Below are 1,187 nucleotides of genomic sequence, written 5' to 3'. Positions count from 1 at the left end.
TGCCAGCCGATGTAGCTGCGGCCCTCGAAATGGTCCAGGCCGAGGCCGTCTTTGAGTTCTCGGTAGTCGTGCTCGATGCGCCAGCGGATCTTGGCCAGGCGGACCAGGTCGCGCAGCGGGGTGTCGGCTGGCAGGTTGGACAGCCAGTAGTCGGTGGGTTCGGCCTTGCCCGGTGGCCATTCAGCGAGCAGCCAGCATTCGGGAAGGGTGCCGTCGGGGTTGCGGGGAATGTCACGGTTGGCCGGGCGGACCCGCAGCGCGAGGAAGCGGGAGCGCATCGCGGCGGTCGGGTTGCGCGCATTTTTGCGGGAGCCGTGGCGCCAGGTGATGCGCCGCAGCGCGCGGCGGCCGGCGACGATGGCGAGGCCGGCGAGGTTGGTCGGGTCGTCGCGGTAGCGCGGGGTCGGTGGTCGGCCCCGGCCGGCATACGGCGGGGTGACCGGCACCGCATCGACCGGATAGGCGCTGGTCGTGGGCTTGACCGCGACGACGTAGGACAGGCCGCGCTGGGCCAGGCCCAGGCGGAACTCGGTGATGTCGCCGTAGCCGGCGTCGGCGACGACGGTCCGGGCCGGCAACCCCCAGCCCCCGTCCGGTTCCGCGCCGAGGATCCGGTCGAGCATGTCCAGCCCCAGGCGCCATTTCTCCCGATGGCGCACATGATCGGGGATCTTGCACCGGGCGCGACGACGGGTGATCTCGGCGACGAGCGCCGGATCCGCGGCCCTCTCTGCCGTGGTCTCGTCCCACGATTTCGGCAGGAACAGCTGCCAGTCGATCGCTGCCGATGCCCAGTCGGTCACCGCGTGCACGCTGACCCCGATCTGGCAGTTCCCGACCTTCCCCAACGTCCCGGAGTACATGCGCGCCACGCCGGGCGAGTCGACTCCGTCTTTGGGGAAGCCGCTGTCGTCGATGACGTAGGCCTCGGGCTCGATGTACCCATCGGCCCACCGAGCGAGGCGTTTGCGTACCTCCACGTGATCCCACGTGGACGACGTCACGAACTGCTGCAACTGCTGATGGTCCACACCGAGCCGGGCCGCCATCGGCTGCATCGACTTCCGCTTACCGTCCAGCAGCAACCCGCGCAGATACAGCTCGCCCTTGGCCCGCTGGTCCGACCGGGCCAGCCCGCCGAGCATCTCGGCGGCGAACGCCTCCAGCCGCGGCCTGACCTGGTCCAT

1 protein-coding gene is annotated in these 1,187 nt (G+C 70.2%); it reads right to left on the bottom strand.

Features of this window, described 5'->3' with window-relative positions:
* A partial coding sequence (locus tag KME75_RS41735) for an IS701 family transposase (protein ID WP_219420526.1) occupies nt 1-1,187 on the bottom strand: 1,187 nt, incomplete at both ends.

Origin of the sequence: Pseudonocardia nigra, from assembly GCF_019396355.1 — a bacterium.
GTDB lineage: Bacteria > Actinomycetota > Actinomycetes > Mycobacteriales > Pseudonocardiaceae > Pseudonocardia > Pseudonocardia nigra.
This window is presented reverse-complemented; position numbering and strand designations above follow the sequence as displayed.